1 protein-coding gene is annotated in these 393 nt (G+C 64.4%); it reads right to left on the reverse strand.

Going from position 1 to position 393, the window contains the following annotated elements:
* On the reverse strand, window positions 1–393 hold a 393-nt coding region (locus tag AC6EMZ_RS23345), incomplete at both ends, for a phosphate signaling complex PhoU family protein (RefSeq protein ID WP_498405191.1).

Below are 393 nucleotides of genomic sequence, written 5' to 3' on the forward strand. Positions count from 1 at the left end.
GGCGTCGAGCGCGTGGCGCAGGATGGTTGCGGCCATCTCGCCCGAGCGATCCACGCCTGCGTAGTTCAGCGCGTGTGCGGACGGGTCCTGCATGAGACGTTTGGTGCGCTTCGCAATCTTTGCGGCCTCGTCACCGGCGCGCTCCAGATTGGTAATGGTCTTCGAGATAGCCATGACCAGACGCAAGTCGCGGGCGGTCGGCTGGCGGCGCGCAATGATGTTGTTGCAGTCGCCGTCGATCTCGATCTCGAGCGCATTGATCTCCTGCTCCACCGCGAGCACCTGATCGCACATCGCGGTGTCGAAGTTGGCCAGCGCGCGCATCGCGCGGGCAATCTGCGCTTCCACCAGACCGCCCATCTGCAGCACCTTGGTGCTGATGGTGGTCAGGTC

Source organism: Enterobacter sp. SCRI0065, assembly GCF_059766475.1.